The 25,385-nt window shown below is 30.4% G+C and carries 21 protein-coding genes and 1 riboswitch; of the genes, 7 read left to right on the forward strand and 14 right to left on the reverse strand.

The window, feature by feature from the left end; translation table 11 throughout:
• Positions 1 to 22 precede the first annotated feature (22 nt).
• From thiW to KEC93_RS22540, 5 genes are all read right to left on the reverse strand, one after another.
• The gene (gene thiW, locus KEC93_RS22520; RefSeq protein ID WP_017211136.1) at positions 23 to 562 is read right to left on the reverse strand and encodes an energy coupling factor transporter S component ThiW; all 540 of its coding nucleotides are present in this window, start codon (positions 560 to 562) and stop codon (positions 23 to 25) included.
• Between the two features lie 189 nt (positions 563 to 751).
• Positions 752 to 862: riboswitch (TPP riboswitch) on the reverse strand.
• A 65-nt stretch (positions 863 to 927) separates the two neighbouring features.
• The gene (locus KEC93_RS22525) at positions 928 to 2,172 is read right to left on the reverse strand and encodes a 4Fe-4S binding protein (RefSeq protein WP_077867873.1); all 1,245 of its coding nucleotides are present in this window, start codon (positions 2,170 to 2,172) and stop codon (positions 928 to 930) included.
• A gap of 428 nt (positions 2,173 to 2,600) precedes the next feature.
• A complete protein-coding gene (locus KEC93_RS22530; protein ID WP_023973882.1) occupies positions 2,601 to 3,605 on the reverse strand; it encodes an FAD:protein FMN transferase in 1,005 nt (334 codons plus the stop codon).
• A 284-nt stretch (positions 3,606 to 3,889) separates the two neighbouring features.
• Entirely contained in the window at positions 3,890 to 5,446 is a 1,557-nt protein-coding gene (locus tag KEC93_RS22535; protein ID WP_077867874.1) for a sensor histidine kinase, read from the reverse strand.
• The gene (locus KEC93_RS22540; protein WP_077867875.1) at positions 5,443 to 6,132 is read right to left on the reverse strand and encodes a response regulator transcription factor; all 690 of its coding nucleotides are present in this window, start codon (positions 6,130 to 6,132) and stop codon (positions 5,443 to 5,445) included. Before KEC93_RS22540 ends, KEC93_RS22535 begins: the two co-directional genes overlap by 4 nt.
• A gap of 708 nt (positions 6,133 to 6,840) precedes the next feature.
• On the opposite strand from KEC93_RS22540, the gene KEC93_RS22545 reads away from it, so the two are divergent.
• The gene (locus KEC93_RS22545; RefSeq protein ID WP_039769984.1) at positions 6,841 to 7,125 is read left to right on the forward strand and encodes a putative quinol monooxygenase; all 285 of its coding nucleotides are present in this window, start codon (positions 6,841 to 6,843) and stop codon (positions 7,123 to 7,125) included.
• Between the two features lie 454 nt (positions 7,126 to 7,579).
• Here KEC93_RS22545 and sdaAA read toward each other — a convergent pair whose 3' ends face one another.
• The 9 genes from sdaAA to KEC93_RS22590 all read right to left on the reverse strand — a co-directional run bounded on the left by sdaAA (position 7,580) and on the right by KEC93_RS22590 (position 18,263).
• Positions 7,580 to 8,458: an L-serine ammonia-lyase, iron-sulfur-dependent, subunit alpha gene (sdaAA, locus tag KEC93_RS22550; protein WP_023973884.1), complete on the reverse strand. Its 879-nt coding sequence runs from the start codon at positions 8,456 to 8,458 to the stop codon at positions 7,580 to 7,582.
• A gap of 2 nt (positions 8,459 to 8,460) precedes the next feature.
• Positions 8,461 to 9,141, reverse strand: a complete 681-nt coding sequence (sdaAB, locus tag KEC93_RS22555; protein WP_023973885.1) for an L-serine ammonia-lyase, iron-sulfur-dependent subunit beta — start codon at positions 9,139 to 9,141, stop codon at positions 8,461 to 8,463.
• Positions 9,142 to 9,421: 280 nt separating this feature from the next.
• Positions 9,422 to 9,775: a DUF1667 domain-containing protein gene (locus KEC93_RS22560; RefSeq protein WP_023973886.1), complete on the reverse strand. Its 354-nt coding sequence runs from the start codon at positions 9,773 to 9,775 to the stop codon at positions 9,422 to 9,424.
• Position 9,776: 1 nt separating this feature from the next.
• Complete coding sequence (locus KEC93_RS22565) at positions 9,777 to 11,030, reverse strand: NAD(P)/FAD-dependent oxidoreductase (protein ID WP_012060663.1); 1,254 nt, start codon at positions 11,028 to 11,030, stop codon at positions 9,777 to 9,779.
• Positions 11,031 to 11,047: 17 nt separating this feature from the next.
• Positions 11,048 to 12,475, reverse strand: coding sequence for an NAD(P)/FAD-dependent oxidoreductase (locus KEC93_RS22570; protein ID WP_039769982.1), 1,428 nt, complete (start codon positions 12,473 to 12,475; stop codon positions 11,048 to 11,050).
• A 331-nt stretch (positions 12,476 to 12,806) separates the two neighbouring features.
• Positions 12,807 to 14,306: a glycerol kinase GlpK gene (glpK, locus tag KEC93_RS22575; protein ID WP_039769980.1), complete on the reverse strand. Its 1,500-nt coding sequence runs from the start codon at positions 14,304 to 14,306 to the stop codon at positions 12,807 to 12,809.
• A 292-nt stretch (positions 14,307 to 14,598) separates the two neighbouring features.
• On the reverse strand, positions 14,599 to 15,156 hold the full coding sequence (locus KEC93_RS22580; RefSeq protein WP_012060666.1) for a glycerol-3-phosphate responsive antiterminator: 558 nt from the start codon (positions 15,154 to 15,156) through the stop codon (positions 14,599 to 14,601).
• 85 nt (positions 15,157 to 15,241) lie between these two features.
• Entirely contained in the window at positions 15,242 to 15,955 is a 714-nt protein-coding gene (locus tag KEC93_RS22585; protein WP_023973888.1) for an MIP/aquaporin family protein, read from the reverse strand.
• A gap of 652 nt (positions 15,956 to 16,607) precedes the next feature.
• A complete protein-coding gene (locus tag KEC93_RS22590) occupies positions 16,608 to 18,263 on the reverse strand; it encodes a nucleoside kinase (RefSeq protein ID WP_077867876.1) in 1,656 nt (551 codons plus the stop codon).
• A gap of 352 nt (positions 18,264 to 18,615) precedes the next feature.
• Here KEC93_RS22590 and KEC93_RS22595 point away from each other — a divergent pair, with 352 nt between their 5' ends.
• The 6 genes from KEC93_RS22595 to argJ all read left to right on the forward strand — a co-directional run bounded on the left by KEC93_RS22595 (position 18,616) and on the right by argJ (position 25,325).
• Positions 18,616 to 19,314: a DUF421 domain-containing protein gene (locus KEC93_RS22595; protein ID WP_017211155.1), complete on the forward strand. Its 699-nt coding sequence runs from the start codon at positions 18,616 to 18,618 to the stop codon at positions 19,312 to 19,314.
• Positions 19,311 to 19,691 (forward strand): DUF4363 family protein, encoded by a 381-nt coding sequence (locus tag KEC93_RS22600; RefSeq protein ID WP_017211156.1) that lies wholly within the window; start codon positions 19,311 to 19,313, stop codon positions 19,689 to 19,691. Before KEC93_RS22595 ends, KEC93_RS22600 begins: the two co-directional genes overlap by 4 nt.
• Before the next feature lie 342 nt (positions 19,692 to 20,033).
• Positions 20,034 to 21,257 (forward strand): argininosuccinate synthase, encoded by a 1,224-nt coding sequence (locus KEC93_RS22605; protein ID WP_077867877.1) that lies wholly within the window; start codon positions 20,034 to 20,036, stop codon positions 21,255 to 21,257.
• Positions 21,257 to 22,642 (forward strand): argininosuccinate lyase, encoded by a 1,386-nt coding sequence (gene argH / locus KEC93_RS22610; protein ID WP_023973891.1) that lies wholly within the window; start codon positions 21,257 to 21,259, stop codon positions 22,640 to 22,642. Before KEC93_RS22605 ends, argH begins: the two co-directional genes overlap by 1 nt.
• A gap of 327 nt (positions 22,643 to 22,969) precedes the next feature.
• Positions 22,970 to 24,004 (forward strand): N-acetyl-gamma-glutamyl-phosphate reductase, encoded by a 1,035-nt coding sequence (argC, locus tag KEC93_RS22615; RefSeq protein WP_023973892.1) that lies wholly within the window; start codon positions 22,970 to 22,972, stop codon positions 24,002 to 24,004.
• A 97-nt stretch (positions 24,005 to 24,101) separates the two neighbouring features.
• Positions 24,102 to 25,325 carry a bifunctional ornithine acetyltransferase/N-acetylglutamate synthase gene (gene argJ / locus KEC93_RS22620; protein ID WP_077867878.1) on the forward strand — a complete coding sequence of 408 codons (1,224 nt, stop codon included), beginning with the start codon at positions 24,102 to 24,104 and terminating at the stop codon, positions 25,323 to 25,325.
• The last annotated feature ends 60 nt before the right edge of the window (positions 25,326 to 25,385 follow it).

A 25,385-nucleotide genomic window follows, 5' to 3' on the forward strand; every position in this document is an offset into this window, starting at 1 on the left:
CCTTTCACCTATAATATTTCATTTAAATCTTATCTATGTTATTAGTTGCTTCTCCCTTTACTTGAAACTCATTATCTACTAGTATTTTTTTAATGACAGGAACTTTTATAAAAAAGTACGCTATAATCGCTCCAACACTGCAACTTGATATAAACGGAACAACATATACAAAAACCGCAACTTGTTTTCCTAACACCATTGTAGCTATAGGATAAGCTAATAATGCTCCTAATATTCCAGTTCCAATTATTTCTCCAATTACTGCAATACCTGGCTTTCTAAATTTTTTATAAAGAATTCCTGCAAGTAATGCTCCTACCATGCTTCCTGGAAAGGCCAATAAACTTCCTGTTCCCATAAAATTTCTTATTAGAGATGTCACAAATGCATTCATAAGAGCATATACTGGCCCAAGTGTTATTGCTCCAACTACATTTACGAAATGTTGTATTGGAGATATTTTAGCAGCTCCAATCGGTATTGAAAATGTTCCAAAAATAACAGAAATACCGATTAACACGCCACTTAACGCCATCTTCTGTGCTTTACTCTTTTCTTTCATTAAAATTCACTCCTTTAATAATAAAATCAATAAACTTACTTTTTAATGTGAAATAAATTTACTAAATCACCTTTACAATGACGTTTAAATTGATTAACCTTAAAAGAAGTTAATTATTTTGCATAAAAAAAATGTATCCACAAGGGATACATCAATAAATCATGCACAAATCATATCAATACTTACACAAATAATATTAATATACTTCCCTACGCTGGTATTATCCAAATCAGGTTATAAGAGTCTAGGAAATCAATCTTTCCAATCTCAGCCAAAATATTAGCTCCCCTAGTTATTCAATTACAAAATTTTCTTTCACAATTTAAAGGTTATACCATTAAGTTTCAAACGTCAAGTATATTTTATTATTTTGCTTCATTCAAAGCATTTGTTACCGCACTCATGATACCCTTCGAACTATAAGTTGCTCCAGATACAGTATCCACTGATGTTGATTGTTTTGAAATTATGCTCTTAATTATAGTACCCTCTGCTCTTTGATAAAACTTTGGAGTATCTTGATTGGATATAGCTTGTATACTTGATATTTTTCCATCAGACACAGTTACAGAAATCTTAGTTGTTCCTCCTCTATATCCTGTTCCACTTCCTGTGTATGTCCCATCTTTATATTCACTTGCATTATTTTGAACTGTATTTGAACTTGTAGTTTCATGATTTAATTTTGAACTTTCTGGTGCAGATTCTGTTTGTGAATTTAAATTGCTTGAAACTGCATTACTCTTAGCTGCAATTCCAGATTTAGTTACTGCATTGCCGGCGAAGTTAGTGAATCCATATATACCTAAAAATGTAGCCATAGCTACTGATCCTGTTAACTTAGCATCTAAATCTCTTCCAAGTACATTTACATTAGCATTATTTCTGTAACATACTTCAGTACATTTTAAGCAATTTATACAATCTCCACCTTTGACACAATTTACCTTATAGAGCGGTAACCCCATTGAACAATTCATTGTGCAGGCTCTACATTTACCACAATCAGCTTTTGGCTTATTAATCTTAACTATTCCAATCTTAGAAATAATAGAGAATATTGCACCTAAAGGGCATAGATATCTGCAGAAAAACCTCTCAATAAACGCTGATCCTATTGTGATTAATATTAAAAATATCAATCCAACAAGTAAATTCGAAAAAATAGTAGATACATCAGTTATTTGACCAAATACATCCCAAGGGCTTGTGCTTTCCAGTATACTGCTTCCCATAGTCCATGAAATAGCTATTATAAAAAGTAATACTAAATATTTGAAATACTTAAGTATAGAATCAACTTTTTCATCTACTCTAAACTTTATTGTGAATATTTTTTTTGATATAAAATATATTAAGTCATTATATGCACCAAATGCACATATCCAACCGCAGAACCATCTTCCTAATACTATAGTCAAAAGCATAATAGCTATAAATTCTATTAAGCTTGGTAATGCTTCCAAAAAGTTAACATTACCATTGATAATCATTTGATATACAGTTTTTACTTCACTGAATGTCATTGAATAAAGACCTGGTAACAGAATAAATGCAATCAATTGTATAATATGCCTTATAATCTGCGATTTTTTTATTTTACTTACCATGTTTCTTTCCCCTTTTCTAACTCTCTATATTTAGCAATAATAATTTTTTATGTTAATTATCATTAATCATATTTTTCCAATTAATTTCCAATAGAAATATTATTTTCACTTCATTATCTGCTATTGCAATTTCTTTAATTAAGTGAATTATAGCAATAGAACCTTAATGCGCCCTTAATCTAAGCTGAGAATTCGCTGAGAAATGGCAATTAAAACATTTTAGAATTAAGGAAAAGGCTAAATTGTACGAAAAATCTAACTAAAAAAAGATAGTACAAATTGAATTTATCCCTGCTAATAAGTTATATTCCAACTTAACGAGGTTTGTTTCAATCGGTATTATCTCTTCTTATCATTTTGCTTGATTTAAAGCTTTCTTATTTCCTCAATTATGCCCTTACCTCTATATTTAGCTCCAGACACAATAGCTAAAAAAATTCACTATCTGTTAATGTAAAAATACTTTCATCAATACCTGATGTTTTATATATTTTCTTATCTTCTGTAATAAATATAGCGTCAATGCCCTCTATAGTTTCTATAATCTTCATAGCTTTATCAATACCAATTATATAAACACCAGTTGATAAGCCATCTCCTTCAATTGAATTATCTGATATAATAGTTGCACTTATAATTTTGCTTTCAGATGGGTATCCTGTTTTAGGGTCAATTATATGATGAAATCTCTTTCCATCTTTTATAAAATATCTTTCATAATTGCCTGAGGTTACTATTGATTTATTTTTTACGCTTAATATTCCTATAAATTCTCCCCTAGGCTTAAATGGGTTTTGAATTCCAACTTTCCAAGCTGAACCGTCTTCCTTACTTCCAAGAGCAAAAATGTTTCCACCTAAATCAATTAATGCACTTTTAATATTATACTGATAAAAAATATCTCTTACTTCATCAGCTGCAAATCCTTTTGCAATACCTCCGACATCTAAAGCTTGCTTATCATGTTTTAGCATTATTGAATTATTTTTGTCATCAAAAATAACATCATTGTAATTTACAAGTTTTAATGTTTTCTCTATTTGAGATTTTTCTGGAACTTTTTCTTCTTTTGTACCTATGCTCCATAACTTTACTAATGGCCTTATTGTAGGATCAAAAGTACCTTCTAAAACTTTACTGTATTCTATGGCTTTTTTAACTACAAAATAAGTATCATTATTTACTTTCTTTCCCTTATTTCCTGCATTAAAATTTATTTTTGATATATCACTACTTTCTTTGAAAGCTGACATTCTATCATCAATTTGGTTTAACCTTTCTAGCGCTTTATCTATTGCCATTTTAGCTTTATTTCCATTTGCTCTTAAGTTGATCAAAGTTCCAAGAGCATAACTGCTCCTAGTTGCTTCATGTTTTTCAATTTTACCAGTCACAAATATAAAAAATAAAATAACTATTATTATCACAATCATTAATATAAAAATACTTACTGTACTTATAATAATCCCCACCTACCTAAAATATATAAATTTCCTCATTGTTGGAATTATAACAAAAAAGTCTTAATGTATCCTTAGTTAAAGCTTAGAATTTGCTGAGAACTATTTAAGACTACTCACCCAGATTTTCTTAGCGATATCTTAAACTAAAGATGCGTTGATATTTTAATCAATAGAATAACGATATATACTAAAAAAGATGTTACAAAATAATATAATAAATCTATTTTGTAACATCTTTTCTTATTTGGGCACAATCAAAAAATATCAAATTCATCTGCCTTATTTTCTAATTTTAAATATATTGAGAATGTTGTCCCAACTCCAAGCTCACTTTCTACTCTAATTTTTCCACGATTGCTATCAATTATTGATTTTACTATAGAGAGACCCAATCCATATCCCCCTTGTTCCCTAGCTCTGTGAAAATCACTTCTGAAAAATCTATCATATATTTTATCTAAATGTTCTTTAGGTATGCCAGCTCCATTATCAGAAATCTTTAAAACTGCAAAAGTTTTATTTTGGTAATTTTCTATATCTGTAGAAATTGTTATAATACCTTTGTTTCTATCAGTATGAATTACAGCATTTTGAGTTATGTTAAATATGACTTGTTTAATTTGATTTTTATTTATATATACATATATATTATTCTTCAGATTTAAGTTTAAAGTCCGATTTCTAGAAAGTATTTGAAGTTGAGGGACTATTTCATTTATAACATCATCTAAATTTTCCTTGTTTATTTCAACAATTGGCTTCTGATCTAATTTAGTTAACATTAGAAGGTCATTTACCAATTTTGCAAGCCTTTCACTTTCCATCAATATGCTGTTTAAAGCCAAATCTAATTTTTCCTGATTTTTTGCTGCCCCTCTTAATAATACTTCAACAAAACCATGAATTGAAGTTAGTGGTGTACGTAATTCATGTGATGCATCAGATACAAATCGTCTCATTTTTTCTTTGATAAGCTGTTCTTTTTCAAATGATGCCTCTATTCTTTCAAGCATAATATTAAAGGATTTTGATAATCTATTAATTTCTAATTGACCACTTTCTTCCGTTAGTCTTGTATGAAGATCAGTTACACTTATTCCTTCCACAGTATCAGTTATCTTATATAACGGCTTCAATGTTCGATTAAAAATAGTGATTCCAAGTATTGTTCCCACTATGAGAATCATAATCGAAAGACTAATATGCACATACTCTTGCCTATCTAAGATACTTGTAATATCGTCTATTGGTGTACTCAGCTGTATTAACCCTGATGGTGAATCTAAATCCCCAACTTTTATCCATGCAACCATTTGATAATTATTGTTTTCATCTCTTACTACTTCATATGTATGTTCTAAATTCCCTTGTTCATTACAAATCTCTATATATTTCTCTCTAGAAAGCACCGGTACTGGTACCTCTTTCCTCTTTAGCTCATCTGGCTCCTTTGAATCATCGTCGCCGTCATCATCATCTCTAGGTGTATCTATATTGCTTCTTTGACCTAACAGCTCTCCATTTTTATTTATTAGAGCTACACTCATATTTTTATCCCATAAATTCTTTAAAATTTCTTTAGTATCACTTTCAGTTATATCCTCCATATTTTCTTTTGACATTTTCTTAAAGTCTAGATTATGAAACCTCTCATGAAGTACTTGCACCTTTGTTTTGTATAAATAATTTTTCATACTTATATACTGAAAAAGTCCCATAATTCCCAATAATAAAATTAATATCACAAGAAACCTAAACAACAATTGCCATTTCAAACTCTTTATTTTTAATTTATTTCTTAATTTTTTCATTGTGCCACCATCTTATATCCAACACCTCGGACAGTTTTAATGATATTATGATCTTTGTCTCCAATCTTATCTCTTAAGTACCTTATGTATACTTCAACAATATTATCTTCTCCATTAAAATCATATCCCCATACTTTTTCAAGTATAAGCGATTTGCTCAATGCTATTCCATTATTCATAAGTAAAAAACTTAACAAATTGTATTGGGTTGGAGGTAGATCTAATACTTTTTCACGATAGGTTATTTCATGAGCTTTATCATCCACTTTAAAATTTCCTATATAAGTAATATCGCTTAGCTCCGGAAAACTATTTCTTATCCTCGCATTAATGCGTGCTAAAAGCTCCTTGAAGCTAAAAGGTTTTGCCATATAATCATCAGCTCCAATATCCAACCCTTTTACCTTATCATCAACTTCATCTAATGCTGTTAGCATAATAACTGATGTTTTTATAGACTTCTTAATAATTGAACATACCTCATATCCATCCATTCCTGGCAGCATAATATCCAATATAACTATATTAGGATTTATTTTTCTTGCTAGCTCTATTGCTTCATTCCCATCATATGCTTCATATACTAAATACCCTTCACCTTCTAACCCCATTTTAATAAAGTCCACTATACTTTTTTCATCATCAACTATAAGAATAGTAATCTGATCTCTTGCTCCTAAGTTCATTAAATTCCTCTCCTCTATTAATAAAATAGCTTTTCTTAATTTCAAAAGTCTTTTAGGTCAATAATTTGCAATCAAAATTATTTATAAATCTTTTTAGACATTTTTATATAGATAGCTTATTTCAACATATTATACTATAGTTAGTTTAGTAATTTTATAGTTAATTATATACAAATTCATATACTGGAACAATAAATTAAGAAATTTGCATATATTATTGTAATTAAATTTCTACATTCTGGCCTTAATTAAATCCTTAGATTAATAGATCTTTAAATAAGAATTTATTATTGCAACATATTATAGATAACATAATCATAAACTATACTTAGACTATGAAATATCCTCCAACTAGAAATGAGTAATATACTTTTGTTTAATGTTTCATTGGTGATTTTGATGGATGTGATTCTTTGGCTATAAGTTGTTCCAAATGTGCTAGTTCAAAGCTTGTTCTTTGAGGCTAGCACTTTGGGTTCAACTTTATAGCCTTAGAATCACCCATCAGAATTACCTGGAAACTGGAACAAAAGTATATTATTCGTTTCGGTGAGCTATACGCATAAGTATTGATTATAATTGGTCTATCTATCGTAAGTTTATATATGCACTAAATTCTTCCATATAATCTATTACCAATAAAGTTAAAATATTTCTTAATTAAGTGATATACTAATTTTAATAAATATTATAGAAAGAAGGATCAATATGATAAAAATAGTGGCCAGAAGTGTTATAAAAAATGAACAAACAGAAAAATATCTAAGCCTTGCGGAAGAGTTAATTGATAAAAGTAGAAAAGAAGAAGGCTGTATCTCATATGGCTTGTTTCAAGATATTAATGATAGTTCTATATTCACCTTCATAGAAGAATGGAAAGACGAAAAAGCAATCAATTTGCATAACAACAGTGAGCATTTTACAAGAATAGTTCCTTTACTAGGTGAACTTCGTGTAGGCAATGGGGAAGTAAATTTATACAAAGAAATATAAAAATCCCAAAGACACCTTCGTAAGGTATTATTAATCACTAGATACCTAAAGTAAACTTAAAGTTATATACGTAAATACTGAAAGGAATATCATTCATTTGTTCCAGGTTTCTGGAGTATTTAGCTTTTAATTTCCATTAGAAGAAGTTGCACCATTTCTGCATGCTCCCGAGGCAAGCTCGTGACAATCAATAAATGAAACAACTTTTACTAAGGAAATATCTACAGCTAAAAACTCAATGTAACACTTCTACAAAAGAATGAACTTCCTTTCTAGTGTAGACTATAATTAAAAATATATATTTTACTTTAGGTTCGGTATCTATGTCCGAAATAACCAAAGGCATATATTAAATACTTGAAGTGATGGATAAATAAAGAAATAGAATTCATGTATTCTATTTCGATTGTTTGTCAATTTACTTTAAGTTCTATACAATACTTTAATATGTGCATTATTTCTTTCCAAATACCTGTTCTTTAAGCTTTAGTCCTGTTTTAGTTACAGCTATTCCGCCTAAAGCTGTTTCTCTAAGTGATTCTGGCAAGCTTTTTCCTACCTTATACATAGCACTTACCGTATCGTCAAATGGTATTTTTGAAGCTACACCTGCCATTACCATATCTGCCATGCATAAAGCAGTTATTGCTCCTTGTGCATTTCTCTTGGCACATGGTATTTCAACAAGTCCCGCAACTGGATCACAAACAAGGCCAAGTACATTTTTAATTACTATGGCTGCTGCATCTAAACTCATCTCAGGAGTTCCTCCCATCATCTCAATAACAGCAGCTGCTCCCATTGCGGAAGCTGACCCACATTCTGCCTGACATCCACCTTCTGCTCCTGCTAGTGTTGCATTTAATCCAATAATCATTCCTACAGCAGCTGCGGCAAATAATCCATTTATAAGTCCTTCTTCATCTAATCCAAGTTTTTCTCCAGCACTTAAAATTACTGCTGGTAATATTCCACAAGAACCAGCCGTTGGACATGCAACTATCTTGCCCATAGAAGCATTAACCTCAGATGAAGAAAGTGCCATAGCCATAGCTATATTAGTTACATCACCTGTCAAAGTTTTTCCTCTCCTAGCATAATTATGTATCTTAAAAGCATCTCCACCAATTAATCCGCTAACAGAATAAACTTCTTTTTCCATTGCCTCATTAGCAGCCGAAATCATAACGCTCAAATTTTTCCTCATTTTCTCTATTACTTCGTCTCTTGACAATCCTTTTTCTTCTACCTCATATCTTATTGCATATTCACTTAATGAAATATTATGTTTTTCACATATTTCTAACAATTCCGTACCTGTTTTTGCAAACATTATTATTCACCTTCCTTTGCTGGGCTTATTGAGATTACATTATGTACTAATTCTATTTTCTTAATTTTCTCTATTAAAATATTATTCACTTTATTGTCCATCTCAAAAATCATTATAGCTTCATGCCCTTTTTGCTGCCTAAAAACTCTCATAAAAGCTACATTTATATTTTCACTATATAATATACTTGTAACACTATTAATTACACCTGGCGCATCTTTATGAGCTATTATTAAAGTTTCATACATTCCAGTAAAATCAACCTTATTATTATTAACTTCTATAACCTGAATATTTCCGCCACCAATTGATGATCCCATAACTTCACAATACTTCCCATCAATTGTTTTTATAATGAATTTTACTGTGTTAGGATGCACATCCCCTAATTCTGCCTCCTTAAATAAAAATTTAACACCTTTTTCTTTTGCTATCTCCATAGAATACCTAAGTTTTTCATCGCTTGGTTCCATTCCTAAAATACCAGCAACTAAAGCCCTATCTGTTCCATGACCTTTATATGTTTTAGCAAATGAACCATGTAGTAAAAATGTCACCTCTGATACATCTCCACCTGCTATACTTCTTGCTATCTTACCAAGTCTCGCTGCACCTGCTGTATGTGAACTTGAGGGTCCTATCATAATAGGCCCTAAAATATCGAAAACTCCTATCCCTTTCATTGTGAGAAATATCCTCCCTTTTATTTATTATATATAATTAGTTTTTCTTTATTAATATATTTATACTCCTAGCTTTTTCTATCTAAAATAATATCATAAATTTGATTACATATATATGTTTCAATTTAGTTTCTACATATTAATCTTAAATTAGCACTTGGCCCACTAGAAATTTAAATGTAATTATTATTATGGATTATAATTTATAAACTATAATCCATAATAAAAGCATCATCAATATTAAATATTGATGATGCTTTAACCAAACTTTTATTAGTTTCTATTTTTCATGTATATTTCTTGTCGCAACTATATCAACGCCAGTTCCAAGAACATCTTTTATTACAACATCTCCTATTTTAACAGGAGCCTTTATTGTCACTTTATTTATTTCTTCCATGCATTTGAAATTAAGTCCCTTAGGAATTGGATTATTTGTTTTAACAGGTACTACTGGTAATTCTCCATTGTCTACTTTAACAGTAGAAGTTATTACTCGTACTGGATTTGTAACTTCATTTATTCCATACTCAATACCTCTATTACAGCCATTACCTTGTACACTTTTATTTTCAGCATCTACTTTTAAATGACATCCCTTAGGGCAACATATACAAATTAATTCTTTTTCCATTTTATTCACCATCCTCTAATGATATTGTTATATCACCTTTAACTTTCTCTAATAGCACCTTACTTAAAACTACCTTTTCCATTTCTGATGGTGCTAAGTGAGCTCTTTTAAATTTAGCTATAACTTCATCATTGCATCTTACAACTAATGCCTTATTATGATATATGTTATTTACTCTCATAAATACAGTTAGTTTATCATCAACAGCTTCTGCATTAACTTTTTGTGGCACTGTATAATTTATATTTGCACCATTTATTATGTTTACATATTTGTCTTTCTTAAGTTCACCCTTAATGTACTTAGCAGCAGAAAAACCTGCGTGTTTTGACTCTTGAGTTACAAAGTCAACTAAGTCATGAACATGAACTACATTACCACATGCAAATATTCCTTCTACTGAAGTTTCCATACTCTCATTAACAATTAAACCATTAGTTCTTCTATCAGGTTCAAGTCCGGCATTAAATGATATTTCATTTTCTGGAATTAATCCAACTGATAGTAGTAGTGTATCTACATCAAATTCTTTCTCAGTTCCTTTAATAGGTCTCTTATTTTCATCAACTTCTGCTATTACAACTTTTTCAAGTCTCTTATCTCCTACAATATCTACAACTGTGTGTGATAAATATAGAGGAATATCATAATCATTTAAACATTGTACTATATTTCTGTTTAATCCATTTGAATATGGACACAATTCGACTACAGCTTTAACTTTAGCGCCTTCAAGAGTCATTCTTCTAGCCATTATAAGTCCAATATCTCCTGATCCTAAAATAAGGACTTCTTTACCAGGCATATATCCTTCTACATTTATATATCTTTGGGCTGCACCTGCATTAAATACACCCGCTGGTCTATCACCAGGAATATTTATAGCACCTCTAGTTCTTTCTCTGCAACCCATTGCAAGAATTATAGCTTTGGCCTTGAGTTCCATATAGCCTTCTTCTGTATTTATTGCATAAACAGTTTTATCTTTTCCGATTTCTAATACCATAGTGTCTAGTTTAACTTCAACATTAGTATCTTGAATCATTTCAATGAATCTTCCTGCATATTCTGGCCCTGTAAGTTCTTCCTTAAAAGTATGAAGCCCAAAACCATTATGAATGCATTGATTTAATATACCACCTAATTCTTTATCTCTTTCTAAAATCAATATTTTTTTAATTCCACTATTATATGCTTCATATGCTGCTGCAAGACCAGCTGGTCCTCCACCTACTACTATTAATTCATAACTCATAATAACACCTCATCCTTCTATTTTGTCTTACCTAATAATATATATGAATCTGATTTTTCTTGAACTACATCTTCAAGTGGGACATTACATTCTCTTGCTATTATTTCTTGAACTCTTGGTCCACAGAATCCACCTTGACATCTTCCCATTCCTGGTCTACATCTTCTTTTAATACTATCTAAGGATGGTATCCCTATACTTCTCTTTATTGCATCTACAATCTCACCTTCTGTTATGCTTTCACATCTACAAACCATTCTTCCATATTGCGGATTTTTCTTTATTAATTCAGCTTTTTCCTTAGCCGATAATTCCATAAAATGAATTTGTTCTCTTTTTGCCTTAAAGTCTGATTTTTTATCTAACTTACATCCTGCTTCTTTCAATATTTCTACAACATCAAGAGCTATAGCTGGTGCTGAAGAAAGACCAGGTGATTTCATTCCGGCAACATCTACGAAACCTTTGACTTCATCATTTTCTTCTACTATAAAATCACCTGTATCTGGATTAGCACGAAGACCTGCAAAGCTCCTTATTATTTCTCTAAAATTAACTTTATTAGTTGTACGCATTGAAGCGTCTCTTACTTCATTTAATCCTTCTGCTAGTGTTCCAACATCGCCTTTATCTTCTATATCTCTGGCGTCAGGTCCAACTAATAAATTTCCATGAACAGTTGGAGTAACTAAAACCCCTTTTCCAAGTTTTGATGGACATTGGAATATTGTATGGCTAACTACATTTCCCTGAGTTTTATCCATTACAAAGTATTCTCCGCTTCTTGGTACTATCTTAAAGCTTTCCTTACAAACTAAATTATGAATTTTATCTGCATAAAGTCCAGCTGCATTTATTACAAATTTTGATTCTATTATTTCTCCATCTTTAGTTGTAATTTTGAATGTATCATTTTTTTCTATCGCAACAACTTCTTTTTCTAGCTTAATTTCTCCTCCATTAGCTACTGCATTTTCTGCTAGTGCAATTGTATATTCAAACGGACCTACTATACCACCAGTTGGTGCATATAAAGCTCCAAAAATTTCTTGATTAAGGTTTGGTTCCTTTTCTAGAACCTGTTCTTTACTTAAAATTTGTAAATCTTTTACGCCTATTTTTGTCCCATTTTCATAAAGAGCTTGTACTGTTTTCATATCTTCATCGTTAAAAGCTATTATCAGAGATCCGTTTCTCTTAAAAGGTACACTTAACTCTTTGCAAAGATCTTCAAACATCTCATTTCCAGCTACATTATATTTTGCCATTAAAGTACCTTCTTTAGGATCATATCCAGCATGAACTATTGCTGAATTTGCTTTGCTTGTTCCCATCGATACATCTTTTTCTTTTTCTAAAACAACTACTTTTAAATTATACTTAGTTAGTTCCCTAAAAATAGAATTTCCAATAACCCCTGATCCAATTATTGCTACATCATACATATTACATCCTCCTTATTAATAGCGCATAAAAAAAGTCAAGCAAAAAACAAGGTGTAATCCACCAACGTTTTCATGCTTGACTCTATATTCTCTCAGCATTTATTTTAAATTATATATACATTATATCATGTAAATGTATACTTGTCTACTACTCATCCTAAATTCTTAATTTTATTTACTATCCAAAATCTACAACACTACTTTATTTTAAAATATTACTTTAAACTATGTACCCTAGATGGTATAAACATTTAGGGTACATTATAATTCTTAAAATTTGTGATTAGGTTAAGCTAATTTGAAATATATAAATACTTATTAAAGTATCATTCTATTCCTCTTCCCAGCCTTCTGCTCTCTTAACGGCTTTTTTCCATCCTTTATATAATTTTTCTTTCTTCTCTTCTGCTAAGTTTGGAGAATAAGACTGACTTACAGCCCACTTTTCAGCTATTTCTTCTTTTGATTTCCAGAAACCTACAGCAAGTCCTGCTAAATATGCTGCACCAAGAGCTGTTGTTTCAGTTATAATAGGTCTTACAACCTCTGCCCCTGTTATATCAGCTTGGAATTGCATTAATAAATTATTTCTACTTGCTCCACCATCAACTTTAAGTCTTGTTAATTTACATCCTGCATCCTCTTGCATTGCATCTATAAGATCCTTAGATTGATATGCAATAGATTCAAGAGCAGCTCTTATTATATGATTTCTATTAGCACCTCTTGTAAGTCCGAAGATAGCGCCTCTTGCATACATATCCCAATATGGAGCTCCAAGTCCTGTAAATGCTGGAACAACATATACTCCACCATTGTCTTCTACTTTCTGTGCAAAATACTCTGTATCTGCTGCATCAGTAACTAACTTAAGTTCATCTCTAATCCATTGAATAACGGCACCACCAACAAATACTGAACCTTCTAATGCATATTGTACTCTTCCATCTATACCAACTGCAATAGTACTTACTAATCCATTTTTACTATGAATCATTTTTTCTCCTGTATTCATAAGTAAGAAGCATCCTGTTCCATAAGTATTTTTAACACTACCTTCTTCAAAACAAGTTTGTCCAAATAGAGCGCATTGTTGATCCCCTGCCATACCTGCTATTGGAACTCTAACGCCTCCTGTTCCTCCAAGATTTGTGTATCCATAAACTTCTGATGAATTTTTAACTTCTGGTAACATTGATTTTGGAATGTTAAGCTTTTCTAGGATTCTTTCATCCCATCTTAATTCCTTTATATTATAAAGCATTGTTCTAGAAGCATTAGTATAATCTGTTACATGAACCTTACCATTTGTAAGTTTCCACACTAACCAAGTATCTACTGTACCAAATAATAATTCACCTTTCTCTGCTCTCTCTCTAGCACCTTCTACGTTGTCTAATATCCATTTTATTTTAGTTGCTGAAAAATATGCGTCCAAAAGTAATCCTGTATTTTCTTTTACATATTCACTAAATTCTTTGTCTAGTTTAAGTTCTTCTATTATACCTGCTGTTCTTCTACATTGCCATACTATTGCATTGTATACTGGTTCTCCAGTATTTTTATCCCAAACTATTGTTGTTTCTCTTTGGTTAGTAATTCCTATAGCTGCTACTTCTTCTTGAGTTATATTAGTCTTTGCAATAACTTCTTGTAAAACTCCATATTGGCTTGCCCATATTTCTAAAGGATTATGTTCAACCCATCCTTGGTTTGGATAAATTTGAGTAAATTCTTTTTGACTCACTCCTAATATATTTTGTTCTTTATCAAAGATTATTGCTCTTGAGCTTGTAGTTCCTTGATCTAATGCTAATATATACTTTTTCATACAAAAACACCCTGCTTTCTAATATTTATATATTCTAATATTTACCTAGAAAAGGTTAAATTTATTATTTATATTTTAGGAAATGAATTTAACAAATAGTTGACCTAAAAAATTGAGTTAGTGTTCTAGACGTAATTTTAGCGACAATTAAAGCCACATAAAACATCCATTTATACAGAAGCAATAATATTTATTTTTACTGCCTCGTACAAATTTTAAATTTACTCAGTCCATTAAGTGTTTCCCAAGTAAATTCAGTTTTATGTGGCTTTATTCTCTAATTCTCTTCAGCCTACATATTCCAAATTTCTTTTTTAGTTGTAGATACGCATGTTGCTCCTGAATTTAATGCCTGCATTACCTCTTCCTTAGTTTCAATTAGTCCTCCAGCAACGACTGGCTTACTAGAATACTTTGAAATGATTTCAATTACCTTTGGAATTATTCCCGGCAGTACCTCTATTGCATCGCATTCAGAAATCATATGATTTTTTACATTGTTTAAAGAAAGTGTATCAAATATAAAAACTCTTTGAACTCCTAGTAAATTATACTTTTTTGCTAGTTTTACAACTTGTGGCTTTGTACTTATTATTCCACTAAATTTAGTTTCTTCTTTAATATACTTTACAACAATTTCCTTATTCGTAAATCCTTCAACTAAATCTATATGGATTATTCCTATTTTATTTCTAGATGTTATAATTTCACTTATCTCTTTAATATTCATTACATCTCCAAATAAAACAAATATAACTTGAGCTTCTGAATCTAATGCCTGATTTAATTGTTCTTCATTTTTTACTGCTGCTATAATTGGATTTTCTTCTAATAACTCTTTTATATTCATTGGCCCTCCCATGTAATTGTTTTCTTTTTTATTCTTAGTATTACATAGTTGTTTGTCTCTGTCAATTCTAACTATTAATTAACTTTTATAATATTCCATGTAATATTACATAAAATAATGCAGCTAAAGTTCCTCCTACAATTGGGGCAACAACAGGAATCCATGCATATCCCCAATTAGAATCTCCCTTATCAGGTATAGGTAATACTGCATGTGCGATTCTTGGCATTAAATCTCTTGCTGGATTAATTGCATATCCTGTTGGGCCTCCTAGGCTTACACCAATAGCCAAAATTAAAAATGCTACAAACAATGTTCCCATTCCATTTGATAGATTTTGATCTCCCATTCCTAAAATTGCATAAACTAGTACAAATGTTCCTACAAGCTCAGTTATAAAATTAATTGAAGTATTCTTTACTTGAGGGCCTGTACAAAATACACCAAGTTTGCTTCCTTTATCTTCAGTAGCTTTAAATTGATCATTATAAACAATAAATACCAAAACTGCTCCTAAAAATGCACCAATACATTGTCCAGCTAAATAAATCGGAACTTGAGCCCATGCCACTTTACCTATTACTGCTAACGCAATTGTTAATGCTGGATTAAAATGAGCCCCACTATAACTTCCAAAAATCAATGCTGGAATTCCTACCGCAAAAGCCCATCCTATTGCAATTACTATTAATCCTGCTCCTGATCCACCTGATTTTTTTAATACGACATTGGCTACAACACCGTCACCTAATAAAATAAGTAATAAAGTTCCTACTAGCTCTGCAAAAAAAATTGTCATAACATTATCTCCCTTCTACTTCACAATACTTGTTTATTTTTTAACATTTTAGAACGGTTAATATTACTAGAAAACAACTCATTACATAATATTCATAATTTATTTTAGTATGACTGATTTAATTTAAAAGTTCTAAATCAATGTACATTAAGTAATTTTGGCCATAAGTATAGCCACATAAAACTCCTTACATTTTAAACAATCATATATTTCTAACTGTTTAAAACATAAGTTTTAAATTTACTTGGTAATCATAAGATTTCTTAAGTAAACTTAGTTTTATGTGGCTTTATTCTCTATTTCTCTATAGCCTACATTTCTAAAATTTTTTCAGAACTGCAATGTAATTGTTTTCTTGTTAGATTTAGTATCACATATTTACTTTATAGTGTCAAGCTTAGTTAATAATATAACAATTAAAATCAATACATATTATTTGCTCATTCATTCTTAATTACTTGACTGCCAATGCATCTTATTTCATATCTAATTATTGTTTCTTATTTTCTTCTTTTAATCCTTATTTTTACAATGAAACATTGTTAATATTTTATCTATTATAAATTTATCTTAAGAACACAAGAACTATAGATAAATGTTCAAATTTATCTATAGTTCTATATAATAATATTAGTGAAATAACATACTTAATTTAATATTCATAAAAAGCTGATCCTCCGATAAATTCTCTTAACAGAGAATTCTTTGGCACTTCATCAACATTAATCTCTTTGAAAAAGTTCAAAAACGATTTTAATCTTATAGCTTCTGAATAAACTGAACTTTCTTCCGTTATTTCATCTAGCTCTTTTAATGCATATGGCTTTAAAACTCCGAGTTCATAAACCAATGTAGAATTAAATGCTACATCCGCACCTTCTTGATAAACAAATATATTATTTTTTTCTCCTTTCTTTATAGATTTCCACATTTTTAAAGTTTCTTCGGCCTTATATCCTCTTGATAATGAATCTCTAACTATTCTTCTCACCTTTCGTACATCTGTTGTAGAAATTCTATTATGATTATCTATATTTAGCTGTGTCAATGCCGATATATATATTTTAAATACATTCCTATTTAAATTGCTTGAAATTAAATTTGGATTTAAACCATGTATCCCCTCAAGTATCAAAACTCCATTTTTAGGTAATTTAACTTTATAGTCATTCCATTCTTTTTCCCCAGTTTTAAAATTATAAGTAGGAAGGTCCACTTCCTCTCCACTCATTAACCTTTCCAAATTATCATTCAACAAACTCAAGTCCAATGCATCAATTGATTCATAGTTATAATCTCCATTCTCATCTTTCGGCGTTTCTTCTCTATTTACAAAATAGTTATCCAAAGACAATGGTATAGGTATCAATCCATTCACTCTCAATTGTATACTTAACCTATTCGCAAAAGTGGTTTTTCCTGAGGATGATGGGCCAGCGATAAGTATGATTTTTACATCTTTTCTATCTAAAACATCATCAGCTATATTAGCTATTTTCTTTTCATGAAGCCCCTCTGAAACCATAATTATATTTCTTAATTCATTGTTAAGCACTTTTTCATTTAGAGTCCCGACATCTTCAATTCCTAAAATGTTTAGCCATCTTTGAGTCTCTATGAAAATTTTTGTTAAGCTCTTCTCTTCTCTAAATTCAGCTAATTCACTTAGATTAGTCTCTTCTGGCCTCTGTAAAATGAATCCTGATTCATACTTAAATACATCAAATTTATTTATGATACCTGTTGAATATCCCATAGGACCATAAAAATAATCATACCGTCCTTCAAGCTCATAAAGATGAACATGCTTTATATCACAATACTTTAAAAGCTTAACTTTATCATCCATCTTATATCCTTCAAAAATCTTAATAGCTTCTTCTTTTGACGTTCTCATACTCTTAATTGGTACATTTCTATCTATTATTTCTTGCATCTTAACCTTTATCTTATCAATTTCACCTTTACTTAATGGATTTTCCTTATGAACTTCTCCATATACTGCCTTACTTATAGCATGGTCTATTGTTATCTTTGATTCTGGAAATAAATCCAATGCTACCTTTATAAATATAAACTGTAAAGTTCTTGTGAATATTTTCATTCCAAGTTCTGTATCGAATCCTATTAATTCTACTTCCCCATCATCCTCTATTACTTCAGTTAATTCACAATACCTTCCATTTAATTTGCATATAGCTATGTCTTTAACCCTATCTTTGTAATTACCCATAATTAATTCATAAAAAGTCAGTCCTTTTTTAGCTTTAATTTTCTTATCTTTAAATTCAATCCCTCTACACTCCATACTATTCAAACCTTCCTTTATATAATTTGATTATCCCTTTAGATTTTAATTTCACAATTTGAAAATTAAGCTCTCCGTCTCTGTAAAGTCTCTTATTCTAATTGTATTCAAATATTTGGGTACCATAATAATCATTTCAAATATATTATATACACTATTTCCAAAAAAGATAAACTTTTTTGTTAAGTCTATAAAATAAAATACCAATTATAAACTTACCATGAAATGTTCTTATTTAGCATGGCTGCTTTTTTCTATGGTGAACTGTTCTTAGTTGCAGCATAGCTGCTTTTTTCTATGGTGCGTATATTAATTTTATTTTTGCAAATATTATTTTCGAGGTGATTTTTTAATGTTTGTAGTATCAATCAGAACTGCTATTTTATATTTATTGGTTGTATTAACTATGAGGCTAATGGGAAAAAGGCAAATAGGAGAACTTCAGCCTTATGAATTTGTAATAACTATTATGATTTCAGACTTAGCATCATTGCCAATGCAAGACACAAGGCTCCCATTATTATTAGGTATTATACCAATTATAACATTGCTATTTTTAAAAACACTTTTAACACAAATAGGATTAAAATTTCAATATACCCGAAAGCTCGTGGATGGAGAGCCCTGCATATTAGTCCATAAAGGAAAAATTAATTACTCAACGCTAAAAAAGCAACAATTAAATATAGATGAGTTACTAGAAGAGTTAAGACTTGCCAATTATTTTAATCTTGATGAAATTCAATATGCAATTTTAGAGAATGATGGTCAAATATCTATATTACCAACAGATTATAATTCTTCTAATACATCAAATTCAGGAAATACTGCTCAAAATACTGAAGCAAAATTGCCAAAAGTATTAATTTCTGATGGTGAAGTAAATAAAAACTCACTAACTTCCATGAATAAAGATGAAGAATGGATATCTAATCTACTTAAAAAGCACAATATTAAATCAATAAAGCATGTCCTTATTGCTTTATATGATACAGAAGGCAAATTTAAATATCAACTTTTTGATAAATACGAAAAGGAGGATGCGCAATGAGAAATGCTATAATATCAATACTTTTGTTTCTCCTAACCATGTCATGCGTATATTTTTTAAATAAGTCTGTCATTAGTTTATGCGATAATATTGAAATGCAAACTGAAGATATCGAACTTAATATCGCAAGTGACAAAATGGAGGATGCCTATTATCAGTCTCTTGAATTATTAAATACTATTCAAGATAATAATGTTTTAACATCTCTTTATCTTAGCCATCAAGAATTTGATAATTTGCTAAATGAAGCTTTAAGGTTATCTACATATCTTGTTCATAAAGATTCAACTGAAGCGCATACATCTCTACATTTAGTAAAGCATAATACTGATCATCTAAAGAAGTTACAAGCTCCAAATTTCGAGAATATTTTCTAATAGAACATTGACATGCAAACTTTTATTATATATACAAAAATTTCGCATATATAAACATTCACTTTATCCGCACAATTATGCACCACAATAATTCATGCATAAAAGCCAGTACTATTTGCATAAATTATTGTTTTTTCTGCATAAACATTATTTATTAATGCATATTTTAATATTTTTATGAATATTTTTTCATTTTATACTTGATTATTCTTTTGCAAAACTGTATAATTATAAACATCAATTAGGTATTATAAATCAGATTAATTTATTGATTATATTTAAGAAAATAGCATTGCATGTATGTTTATGCATTTTATATGATTATTTAGGAGGGCTTTTAAAATGATAAAATATAACAAAGTAGTTTTAGCTTATTCAGGAGGACTAGATACATCGATTATTATCCCATGGCTTAAAGAAAATTACGGGTGTGAAGTAATTGCTGTATGCGGAAATGTAGGACAAAAGGACGAGCTTGATGGATTAGAAGAAAAAGCAATAAAAACAGGAGCATCAAAATTATATATTGAAGATTTAACTCAAGAGTTCGTTGATGATTATATCTTCCCTACTATTCAAGCTGGTGCTATATATGAAGGCAAATATCTTCTTGGGACCTCATTTGCTAGACCAATAATCGGAAAAAGGTTAGTTGAAATTGCTAAAGCAGAGGGAGCAGATGCAATTTGTCACGGATGCACAGGTAAAGGAAATGACCAAGTGAGATTTGAAATGGCAGTTAAATCATTTGCTCCAGAAATGCCAATAATTGCTCCATGGAGAATTTGGGATATTAAATCAAGAGAAGACGAAATAGATTATGCAGAGGCTAAAAATGTTCCATTAAAAATCAATCGTGAAACAAACTATAGTAAGGATAAAAATATATGGCATTTAAGCCATGAAGGCTTAGATTTGGAATTTCCTGAAAATGAACCACAATATGATAAGATCTTAGAACTTTGCAAAACCTTAGAGGCAGCTCCAAACGAAGCAACTTATATAACATTATTATTCGAAAAAGGAATTGCTGTTTCTTTAAATGGCAAAAAAATGAACAGCGTTGAATTACTAGATGAATTAAATAAAATCGGTGGAGAAAATGCTATTGGTATAACTGATATGGTAGAAAACAGACTTGTTGGTATGAAATCAAGAGGTGTTTATGAAACTCCAGGAGGAACTATTCTTTATAAAGCACATAAAGATCTAGAAGAACTTTGCTTAGATAAGGAAACAGCTCATTATAAAGAGCAAATTGCTTTAAAATTTGCTGATTTAGTATATAACGGTCAATGGTTCACTCCTCTTAGAGAAGCATTAACTGAATTCGTTAATAAAACTCAAGAAACAGTTACAGGAGAAATTAAATTAAAATTATACAAAGGAAATATTGTCAATGCCGGCATGACTAGCCCATACTCACTATATAGCGAAGAATATGCAACTTTCGGAGAAGATGGAGTATACGATCAAAAGGATTCTGCTGGATTCATTAATCTATACGGTCTTCCAACAGTTGTAAAAGCTAAAATGCAAGAAAAAATTAAGAAAGAGGAAATGTAATGAAGCTTTGGGGCGGACGATTCAAAAAAGGCACTGACAAATTAGTTAATGATTTTAATTCTTCTATAAATGTTGATAGCAGAATGTATAAAGAAGATATTGAAGGCAGTCTAGCTCATGCTTCCATGCTTGGAAATCAAAATATAATTTCTAAGGAAGCTAGTGATAGAATTACTTCTGGTCTTCTAGAAATATTAAAAAGAATGGATAATGGAGTTATAGAAATTGATGAAACTTCTGAAGACATTCATAGTTTTGTTGAAGGTACTTTGACATATTACATTGGTGAATATGGAAAAATGCTTCATACTGGAAGAAGCAGAAATGACCAAGTAACTTTAGATTTAAGATTATATTTAAAGAAAGCTATAACATCATTAAAACAAGATATAATAGCTTTGGAAGAAGTTCTCTTAGAAAAAGCTAATGAAAACATAGGTACAATAATGCCAGGATATACTCATATGCAAAAGGCTCAGCCAATTACATTTGCTCATCATCTTTTAGCTTATGCTGAAATGTTTAAAAGAGATCTAGGAAGACTTTCTGATTGCTATAAACGTGTTGATGAGATGCCACTTGGATCTGGAGCACTAGCAACATCCACATACCCTATTGATAGAGAAGCTGTTGCTCGTGATCTTGGTTTTTCAAAGGTTACACTAAATAGTTTAGATTCTGTCTCTGATAGAGATTATGCTATCGAAACACTTTCTTGCCTTTCAATGATAATGATGCATTTATCAAGATTTTCAGAGGAAATAATTCTTTGGTGTACTAATGAATTTAGCTTTATCGAACTTGATGATGGTTATAGCACTGGAAGCAGTATTATGCCTCAAAAGAAAAATCCTGATGTTGCAGAATTAGTTAGAGGTAAGACTGGTAGGGTTTATGGAGATCTTATGACTTTACTTACTGTTATGAAAGGAATTCCTCTCGCTTATAATAAAGATATGCAGGAAGATAAAGAAGCTCTATTTGATGGATTAGATACAGTTATTCTTTCCCTTAAAACTTTCTGTGGAATGATTAAAACAATGAAAGTTAAGAAAGAAAATATGAGAAAAGGTGCTGGTCTTGGATTTACTAATGCTACAGACGTAGCTGATTACTTGGTAAAAAAAGGTATGCCATTTAGAAATGCTCATGAAGTAGTCGGAGAAATAGTCCTTCAATGTATTAAAGATAACAAAATGATTGAAGAATTAACTATGGCAGAGTTTAAGAGCTTTTCTCCTTCATTTGAAGAAGATATTTACCACGCTATAGATTTACTTACTTGCGTAGAAGAGCGTAAAGTTATAGGTGGTCCTTCTACAGAATCAGTAAAAATTCAAATTGAAGCATTAAAAAATTTTATATCAGAAAATAAGGAAGTCTAATAAGATTAGTAATTATAAAGAAAAAATTTAATATTTTTTTCCTTATAATAATAGCAGCCGTAACATTCTCAGATAACGGCTGCTAAGTCTTAGGCTAAGTACGCCTTAAGTGTACATTATAATATTCCTTGAGGTATATGTTTAACTAAGATTCAGATGGAAATCCTCCTCTAAATCAAGTTCTACTTCATAAAAACTTTCAATTGTCTATGAAATTTCTAACACGAAATTTTATAGACAATTGAAATACTATAGTTAAGAATTAACATACAGAAAATAAATAATATTATTTTGCAATAATCAAATAAACAAGGGGGCTATTTAAAATTGGTTAAAATCGGAATAATCGGTGCCACAGGATATGTAGGCGCTGAACTTTTAAGATTATTATTATCTCACCCAAAGGTTGAAGTTGCAGCTTTAAGTTCAGTTTCTTTTGAGGGGCAAGAGATTAGCAATATATATAAAAATTTTTTAAGCAAAACAAATCTAATTTGCGAGTCTGCACATGATGTTGTTGAAAAGTGTGATGTAATCTTCACCGCCCTACCTCATGGATTAAGTGAAGATATTGCTAAAAAAGCACTAGACAACAAGAAGGTCTGTATTGATATGGGTGCTGATTTTAGATTATCTAGCGAAAAAGAATATGAAAAGTGGTATGGAAAGAAATTCACACAACCTGAAATACACACAGAAAGTGTTTATGGCCTTCCAGAATTAAATAGAGATAAGATCAAAGAATGTTCTTTAATTGCTAATCCTGGTTGTTATCCAACAACTATAGAATTAGGACTAATGCCGTTACTTAAAAATTCATTAATAAAATTAGATAATATTATTTGTGATTCTAAATCTGGAACTACAGGCGCTGGAAGAGGATTAACTTTAAATACTCACTTTCCAGAAGAAAATGAAACTTTTGCTCCATATAAAGTAGGTGCTCATAGACATACACCTGAAATCGAGGAAACATTATCTGTTATGGCAGAAGATAAAGTAAATGTAACATTCACTCCTCACCTACTCCCAATTAATAGAGGCATAGTTTCAACAATTTACTGCATTCCAAAAGATAAAGTCGATCTTGAAGAAATTCATAAACTATATACAGAATTTTATAAAGATGAACGTTTCGTAAATGTACTTCCACTTGGTGATACAGCTTCAATAAAAAACGTACGATTAACAAACGATTGTCATATATCTCTACACTTAAATCATAGAGAAGATCAAATTATTATTATTAGTACTATAGATAACATGATTAAAGGTGCTGCCGGACAAGCAATTCAAAACATGAATATAATTTTAGGTTTTAATGAAGCAGAAGGTTTAAATCTAATTGCACCAGCTTTTTAATTCATATAATTTTTAAATACTAAAAACTTTAACAGATTTAATTATTAATTATGCATTGTGCATCGAGCACTGTGCATTGACTAAGGGGGTTATAAATTTGGATATAAAATATATAGATGGCGGAGTTACAGCTCCTAACGGTTTCTTAGCTTCTGGGGTACACTGTGGATTAAAGCAAGGAAGCTTAAAAAAAGATTTAGCTTTGATTTATTCAGAAGTTCCTGCTGCTGCAGCAGGAATGTATACTAAAAATAAAGTTAAAGGTGCTCCTATTTACGTTACAAAAGAGCATTTATCAAATAAAAAAGCACAAGCAATAATAATAAATAGCGGTAATGCAAATACTTGTAATGGTGATGATGGTTTAATTAAGGCAAAGAAAATGACTTCATTGCAAGCTAATAAACTAAACTTAAAAACAGAAGATGTTTTAGTTGCATCTACGGGAGTAATTGGGGTTCCTTTAAATATAGATGCTATTAAAGACGGTATTCCAATGCTTACTGAAAAGTTATCAAAAGAAGGTTCTAATGATGCATCTTTAGCTATAATGACAACAGATACTTTTCAAAAGCAACTAGCTGTAGAATTTTATATAGGTGATAAGAAAATTACTATGGGAGCGATGGCAAAAGGTTCAGGTATGATTGAACCAAACATGGGAACAATGCTTTCCTTCATTACAACTGATCTTTCTATTGCTCCAGAATTGCTACATGAATCACTACAATCGAGTGTTGGAGTAACTTATAACAGAGTCAGCGTTGATGGAGATACAAGTACTAATGATATGGTATTAATTTTAGCTAATGGCTTAGCTGAAAATCCTACTATAACTGAAAAAGATGAAAGTTATAATACTTTCTTAAATGCCCTTACTGAGTTAAATACAATTATGGCTAAAAATATAGCTAAAGACGGTGAAGGTGCTACAAAACTATTAGAATGTCAAATAATCGGTGCAAAGAATGAAAAAGATGCAGTTGTTTTAGGTAAAAGTGTAATAAACTCTAGTTTAGTAAAGACTGCAATGTTTGGTAGCGATGCGAACTGGGGAAGAATTCTTTGTGCACTTGGATATGCAAATATTGATTTCGATCCCGAAAAAGTTGATGTTGCCTTTGAAAGTAAGGCTGGCTCAATAAAAGTTTGTGAATCTGGCAGTTCTTTACCCTTCGATGAAGATATTGCAAAAAAGGTTCTTAGCGAAAATGAAATAGTTATTAAAGTTAACTTATCCTTAGGTGATTATAGTGCTTATGTTTGGGGCTGTGACCTAAGTTACGAATATGTGAAAATAAATGGTGATTACAGAAGTTAATCTTAGATTATAAATATATTTTAAACTTATTCCAATGTACAGTTCTTAATATGTTAATTA

The sequence above is a fragment of the Clostridium beijerinckii genome (assembly GCF_018223745.1).
GTDB lineage: Bacteria > Bacillota > Clostridia > Clostridiales > Clostridiaceae > Clostridium > Clostridium beijerinckii.